At 74.6% G+C, this 6382-nt stretch carries 7 protein-coding genes and 1 pseudogene; 2 read left to right on the forward strand and 6 right to left on the reverse strand.

Annotated features, from left to right (window positions below; all coding sequences use genetic code 11):
• The 4 genes and pseudogenes from PV350_RS43245 to PV350_RS43260 all read right to left on the reverse strand — a co-directional run.
• Positions 1-349 (reverse strand): annotated as a pseudogene (locus PV350_RS43245) (hypothetical protein); the annotation flags it as partial.
• Positions 333-851: an RNA polymerase sigma factor gene (locus PV350_RS43250; RefSeq protein WP_499514670.1), complete on the reverse strand. Its 519-nt coding sequence runs from the start codon at positions 849-851 to the stop codon at positions 333-335. The gene PV350_RS43250 and the pseudogene PV350_RS43245, both read right to left, overlap by 17 nt.
• Before the next feature lie 77 nt (positions 852-928).
• Positions 929-1561, reverse strand: a complete 633-nt coding sequence (locus PV350_RS43255) for a class F sortase (RefSeq protein ID WP_500338861.1) — start codon at positions 1559-1561, stop codon at positions 929-931.
• Positions 1558-1875, reverse strand: a complete 318-nt coding sequence (locus PV350_RS43260; RefSeq protein WP_499514672.1) for an LPXTG cell wall anchor domain-containing protein — start codon at positions 1873-1875, stop codon at positions 1558-1560. The genes PV350_RS43255 and PV350_RS43260 overlap by 4 nt, the downstream gene beginning before the upstream one ends.
• A 297-nt stretch (positions 1876-2172) precedes the next feature.
• Between PV350_RS43260 and PV350_RS43265 the strand changes: the two genes are divergently transcribed.
• Positions 2173-3237 carry a hypothetical protein gene (locus PV350_RS43265; protein ID WP_500338862.1) on the forward strand — a complete coding sequence of 355 codons (1065 nt, stop codon included), beginning with the start codon at positions 2173-2175 and terminating at the stop codon, positions 3235-3237.
• 231 nt (positions 3238-3468) lie between these two features.
• Positions 3469-4590 carry a ribosome small subunit-dependent GTPase A gene (gene rsgA, locus PV350_RS43270; RefSeq protein WP_499514674.1) on the forward strand — a complete coding sequence of 374 codons (1122 nt, stop codon included), beginning with the start codon at positions 3469-3471 and terminating at the stop codon, positions 4588-4590.
• Between the two features lie 42 nt (positions 4591-4632).
• On the opposite strand, the gene PV350_RS43275 is transcribed toward rsgA, so the two are convergent.
• Complete coding sequence (locus PV350_RS43275) at positions 4633-4764, reverse strand: hypothetical protein (protein WP_499514675.1); 132 nt, start codon at positions 4762-4764, stop codon at positions 4633-4635.
• A gap of 141 nt (positions 4765-4905) precedes the next feature.
• Entirely contained in the window at positions 4906-6318 is a 1413-nt protein-coding gene (locus tag PV350_RS43280) for a GH1 family beta-glucosidase (protein ID WP_500338864.1), read from the reverse strand.
• Between the last annotated feature and the right edge of the window lie 64 nt (positions 6319-6382).

Raw genomic sequence — 6382 nt, forward strand, 5'->3', positions numbered from 1 at the left:
GGTCCGGGCCGGGGGTCTCGGACGGCTCCGGGACGGGTGACGTGGTCGGGCGCGGCGGCGAGGGCGGCGGGTCGGCCGCCGGGGGGACGGACACCGCGGGCACGGCCGGCCCGACCCCAGGTCCCTGCCCCGGGGCGGACAGCAGGTGCAGAGGCACGGCGACGACCGCCGCCACCGCCAGGGACACCCCGGCTCCCGCGGCCGCCCGCAACAGCTTGCGCCGCGCCGCCACGCGGCGGACCTCCCGGAACCGGCCGGGCGGCGGCCCGAGCAGGACCGTGCCGGGCCGCAGCAGCGCGCTCAGCTCCGGGTCCCGCTCCTCGTCCGGGCCCTCAATGGGTGTGATCAAGGCTTCTCCTCAGTCCGGCTCGCAGCATTTCCCTGGCCGCGTGGAGGTCGGCCTTCACGGTTCCTTCCTTCCGCCCCGTCGCGGCCGCCACCTCCCGGACCGGCATGTCGGCGTAGTAGTACAGCAGGATGGGCACCCGCAGCCGCTCGGGCAGCGACTGGACGAGCATCCGCACCGAAGGGTCGGTCTGCCCGTCGCGTCCCTCGCCCTGCCCGTCGACGAGGACCTCCGCGGTGGCGCGCCGCATGGCCCGGCGTTCGCGCTCCACCTTCCGCCAGTGGTCGCGCACGATGTTGGCGGCCGTGACGTAGAGGAAGCCGCGCGGTTCGTCCACGCTCGTCCAGCGCGCCCACAGCCGGGTGAAGGCCTCCGAGGCGATCTCGTGGGCCGTCTCGTCGTCGTCGACCAGCCGCCGGCACCAGCCGGCCAGGCGGGGGTAGAGGGCGGCGAACAGCTCGGACGCCGCTTCGTCCCGGGAAGACCGTTTCAACACTCTCCACATTCCGTCGTTCATCATGCCGCAGACGTGCCACCGGACGGCCGGGCCGGATGGCGCACCGCCATCCGGCCCGGCCGCCGCTAGCCGCGGTCCCCTGAGGTCAGGGAGGCGAACACCACGACGTTGTCGCGGTATCCGCTCCCGTCGGCGGTGCGGGGGCCGCCGCAGGTGATCAGGCGCAGCTCGGGACGGTCCACGTCGCCGTAGACCTCCTGGGCCGGGAAGTCCGCCTTGGCCACCGTCCGCACCCGGTCCACGGTGAACTCCGCCGACGCGCCGTCCCGCAGCCCCGCCACGACCCGGTCGCCCGGGCGCAGCCGTGCCAGGTCCCGGAAGACCCCGTCGCCGAACCGGCCGACGGTGACGTGGGCCAGGAGCACGGACGGGCCGAGCTGCCCCGGCGTGGGGGAGTGGCGGTACCAGCCGGCGGGCGAGTGACGCGCCACGGGCGGGACCTCCACCGTGCCGTCCGGGGCCAGCCCCAGTTCCATGACCGGGGTGTCGACCCCGATCGCCGGTATCCGCAGCCGTACCGGGACCGAGCGGGCGAGCGGGGCCGGCGGGGACGGGCGCGACGGTGCGGCCGCGGGCGGCGCGGAGACGACGGACGGCGCGGCGACGGGACCGTCACCGGAGCCGCCCGCGCACCCGCCCGCCCAGGGCAGCGCGGCCAGGACCGCCAGGACCGCGGCCCACCTCGCGCCCGGGGTCATCCGGCGGTGGTGCGCCTGCGCCGCGTCACCACGAACGTGCCGCCGGCCAGGAGCAGCAGGCCGCCCCCGGCCGCCGCCACCACCGTGCCGTCCGGCCCGCTCGCGCCGGCCGGGGACTGCACGCCGGTGTCGGGCGCACCCGCCGGCACCCGGTCGACCTGACGCGGGGACGGCACCGCGGACGGCGCTTCGCTCGGCGCGGCGCTGCGCGCCGGCGCGGGCTGCGCGCTCGGCCCGTCGGCGAACGCGGGCGCCGTCCCCGCCAGCACCGCGGCGCACGCGACGGCCGCGGCGGTGAGAACACTGCTGCGCATATATCGCTCTCCTTCGTCACCCCGCCCTGCCCCCGGTGGGGCACGGGCGGGTGGTGGCAACTGATCGCGCGGAGAGACGAGGCGGCCCGGAGGCGGGTTGTAAAGAACAGGCAAAGTCGTCCTCGGGAGCTCCTCGCGGGGCCCTCGGTGAACGGCGGGCGACGCGGCGGCGACCGGCCGGAGCCGCTGTCCGGCTGGGCGTCACGGTTGGGCAACACCCAGCTCACGGCAGCAGCCGCAGACCCTGGCGAGCGCATCATGAGTTCCGGTGGGGGACGTCAAAGGGGGCGGGGAACGGTGGAGTTCACGGTAGAGCGGACGCTCAGGAGACGGGGCCGGCGGTGGGTGATCGGAGGCCTGACCACGGTCGCGCTGGCGCTGGTCTGGCTGGTCGCCTCGCGGAGCGCGACGGGCCCCCTGTTCCTGGGGTTCCTGGGGGCCCTGGGGGCCTGGAACGGGGCGAGGGACCTGCGAAGGGCGCGGAAGCCGTTCCGGCTGCGGGTCGACGCGTTCGGCATCACGCTGCACGACGCGGAACTCGCCTGGGAGCAGATCGAGGCGGTCTCCCTGTGGCACCTTCCCCACACCGGTGAGGACAGCGAGACCACCGCACCGCCCAAGCCGCGGCTCACGCTCTGGACGGCGCCCGGTGTCACGTTCCCCCGCAAGCCCGACCGCACCTGGGACAGCCGGCTGCGGTACACGCTCGTCGACTGCGAGGACCTCGACCAGAGCGTCCCGGAGCTGACGGCCGCGCTCGCCGAGCACGGCGGCGCCGCCTTCGAGACCGCGCCACGGGCCGTACGCCCGCCGATCCCGGTGACCGTGTCGGGACCGGAACTGCGCGTGCCCGGCGGGGAGCGGCAGTTCGTCGACGCCCGGCAGGCCGGCGCCTGGACCCTGGTCTGGGCGGCGCTCGGCGTCGTCTTCACCTACTCGTTCTGGGAACTCGTCCACGGCGGCTTCACCGGCCCCGAGCCCTTCGGCGCCTTCGGTCCGCTCGGCGCGATCGGCTGCTGGGTCCTCACGGGCCGCTCGTACCGGCGCTGGCGCAAGCCGCTGCGGCTGCGCGTCGGGCCGGCCGGGATCGGCATGCGCGAGGTCACCGGCGAGGAGTCGTTCTTCTCCTGGAAGGACATCGCGGCCGTCACGGTCGGCCGCCCGCCGACCACCACCGACACCCGCCCCTGGCTGGTGGTGTGGCCGCTGCCGGGCAGCCGTCCGCACAGCAACCCCTCCTACCTGGTCGACGGTCACCAGGCCTTCGCCCTGGTGCGCCTCGACCGGCTGCCCGGCGGCGCGGAGGCCGTCGTCCCGGTGGTGCGGGAGTACGCGGGGGAGCGTTACGCCGAGACGGCGTGAGCCGTCCGCGGAAAACCGGTTGCGGGGTCTCCCGGCACACCGGCTAAGGTGTCGCCGTCGGACCGAGAGCAAACCGGGAGGTGTTGGAACGATGACTGCCGTCGAGCTGGGCGCTGCCCGCATCCAGAAGATCATCACCCCCACCTCAGCGGTCGCCGGCTGACCCTGCCCGTCGCGAAGCACCCGACGGCACAACCGCGCGCGACCGCCCTCCCGAAGGGCTCTCCTCCGTTGACCAACGGATCCGTCCCGCAGCCGTCCACCGCGCTCACCGCCTACGGCTGGGACTCCTCACTCGACTCCGACTTCGCCGTCCACGCGGAGCGGGGACTCACACCCGGCCGCATCGTCCGCGTCGACCGCGGGCTGTGCGACCTCGTCCTCCCCGACGGCTCCGGCGGCCTCAAGGCCGTCCGCGCCGACACCGAGGACGTCTTCACCCGCGACCCCATGGGGATCGCCTGCACCGGCGACTGGGCCGCCGTCGACGAGACGCCGGCGACCGGTCCCGCGGTACGCGCCCTGCTGCCGCGCCGCACCACCTTCGTCCGTTCGACCTCCTCCAAGCGCTCCGAGGGACAGGTCCTGGCGGCCAACGTCGACCTGGCGGTCATCGCCGTGTCGATCGCCGCCGAACTCGACCTCGGACGGCTCGAGCGCTTCGTGTCCCTGGCGTGGACCAGCGGCGCGCAGCCGCTGGTCGTCCTCACCAAGGCCGACCTCGTCGACGACCCCGGCCACCTGCTGGACGACGCCCGCGGCGCGGCGCCCGGCGTGGAGGTCCTGGTCGTCAGCGCCGCCACCGGCCAGGGCGTGCCGGAGGTGGCGAACGCGCTGGCCGGCACCACGTCCGTGCTGCTCGGGCAGTCGGGCGCGGGCAAGTCCACGCTCACCAACGCCCTGCTGGGCCGCGAGGTCCAGGAAGTGCAGGCCAACCGCGACAGCGACGGCAAGGGCCGGCACACCACGACCACCCGCGACATGCTGCCGCTGCCCGGCGGCGGGGTGGTCATCGACACCCCGGGGCTGCGCGGCGTCGGGCTGTGGGACGCCGACTCCGGTCTCACCCGGACGTTCTCCGACATCGAGGTGCTGGCCGGGGAGTGCCGCTTCCCCGACTGCTCTCACGACTCCGAGCCCGGCTGTGCGGTCCTCGCCGCCCTGGAGGACGGCGTACTGACCCACCGCCGGCTGGACAGCTACCGCAAGCTGCTCCGTGAGAACGCGTGGATCGCCTCCCGCACCGACGCCCGGCTCCGCTCCGAGATGCGCCGCGAGTGGAAGCTGCGCTCCGCCGCGGGGCGCGAGATGTACGAGCGCAAGCGCGGCGGCGGCCACCGCAAGGTGTACTGACCGGACCCGGCCCGGCTCCCCGACGGGGAGCCGGGCCGGCGGTCATCCGGCGCCGTTGTGGCGCTCGCCGCCGCGGCGCAAGGTCAGCGGACTGCCCTCGTGCCAGAAGGTGTAGACGATGCTGCCGAGGCCGAGTGTGACGATGACGATGCCGAGGACGATCGAGTAGACCATGGCTCCTCCAGCCCGTTCGGGGTGCGTTTTACCGCACCTTCACCTTCGATGTCCGAACGTGACCTTCCCGTGGCCGTACCGTCTCACACGCGGTGCGGCCCAACTCACCCTTACCCGGCCCCAGTTGTCCGCATGTGCGGCTCATGTCGACGGCAGGCAGCCCCGGGCGACGACCCCGGCGTACCAGCGGGCGCTGTCCTTCGGCGTACGGCGCTGGCTCGCGAAGTCCACGTGCACCACGCCGAACCGCTTGCCGTAGCCGTAGGCCCATTCGAAGTTGTCCAGCAGGGACCACAGGAAGTAGCCCTGGACGTCGGCGCCGTCCGCGATCGCCCGGTGCACCGCGGCCAGGTGCGCGCGCAGGTACGCGATCCGCTCCGGGTCGTGGACCTCGCCCTCGGGATCGGCGTAGTCGTCGTACGCGGCGCCGTTCTCGGTGACCAGCAGCGGCGTGTCCGGCAGTTCGTCCCGCAGGCGGAGCAGGAGTTCGTGCAGCCCGTCGGCGTCCACCGGCCAGTCCATCGCCGTCCGCGGCCCCGGCGCCGGCACGAACCGCACGTGACCCTCGGCCCCCGGCCACGGCGACGGCCCCGCATGGCCGCCCGCGGCCACCACGGTCGGGGCGTAGTAGTTGAGGCCCAGCGCGTCCACCGGACGGGAGATCACCGCCAGGTCACCGTCCGCCACGAAGGACCAGTCCGTCAGCGCGGCCGTGTTCCGCAGCAGGTCCCGCGGGTAGGAGCCGCGGAACACCGGGTCCAGCCAGATCCGGTTGGCCAGCGCGTCGACCCGCCGGGCGGCGTCCCGGTCGGCGGTGCTCCCGGTGTGCGGGCGCACCGCCGCGAGGTTCAGCGTCAGCGACACCTGGGCCGGCACCGGGAGCCGTTCACGCAGCACGCCCACCGCGAGGCCGTGCCCCAGCAGCAGGTGGTGGGCCGCCCGCAGCGCCGCCTCCGGTTCCGTCCGGCCCGGCGCGTGCACGCCCTGCGCGTACCCCAGGAACGCCGAGCACCACGGCTCGTTCAGCGTCGTCCACAACGGCACCCGGTCGCCGAGCGCGTCCGCGACGAGCCCCGCGTACTCCGCGAAGCGCTCCGCGGTGCCGCGCACGGGCCAGCCGCCGGCGTCCTCCAGCTCCTGCGGGAGGTCCCAGTGGTACAGCGTCAGGACGGGGCGGATGCGGTGGTCCAGCAGCTCGTCGACCAGGGCGCGGTAGAAGTCGAGCCCCTTCTGCACGGCCGGGCCCCGGCCCGTCGGCTGCACGCGCGGCCACGACACGGAGAAGCGGTAGTCCGTGAGGCCCAGCTCCGCCATCAGCGCGACGTCCTCGCGCATGCGGTGGTAGTGGTCTGCGGCGATGTCCCCGGTGTCGCCGTTGCGCACCTTGCCGGGCGTGCGGCAGAAGGTGTCCCAGATCGAGGGGGTGCGGCCGTCCTCGGCGGCGGCGCCCTCGATCTGGTAGGCCGCGGTGGCGGCGCCCCACCGGAACCCTTCGGGGAAGGCCGGTGTCGTGTGCGGCGCGTTGCTCGTCCGTCGGGCTGCGGTCGTGGTCATCGGGGCTCCTTGTGTGCGATCCGTTGTCGTGTGCGGGTCGTTTGCGCCTGCGGCGGGCATCCCC

Source organism: Streptomyces sp. PA03-6a (assembly GCF_033792765.1).
Classification (GTDB): Bacteria; Actinomycetota; Actinomycetes; order Streptomycetales; family Streptomycetaceae; genus Actinacidiphila.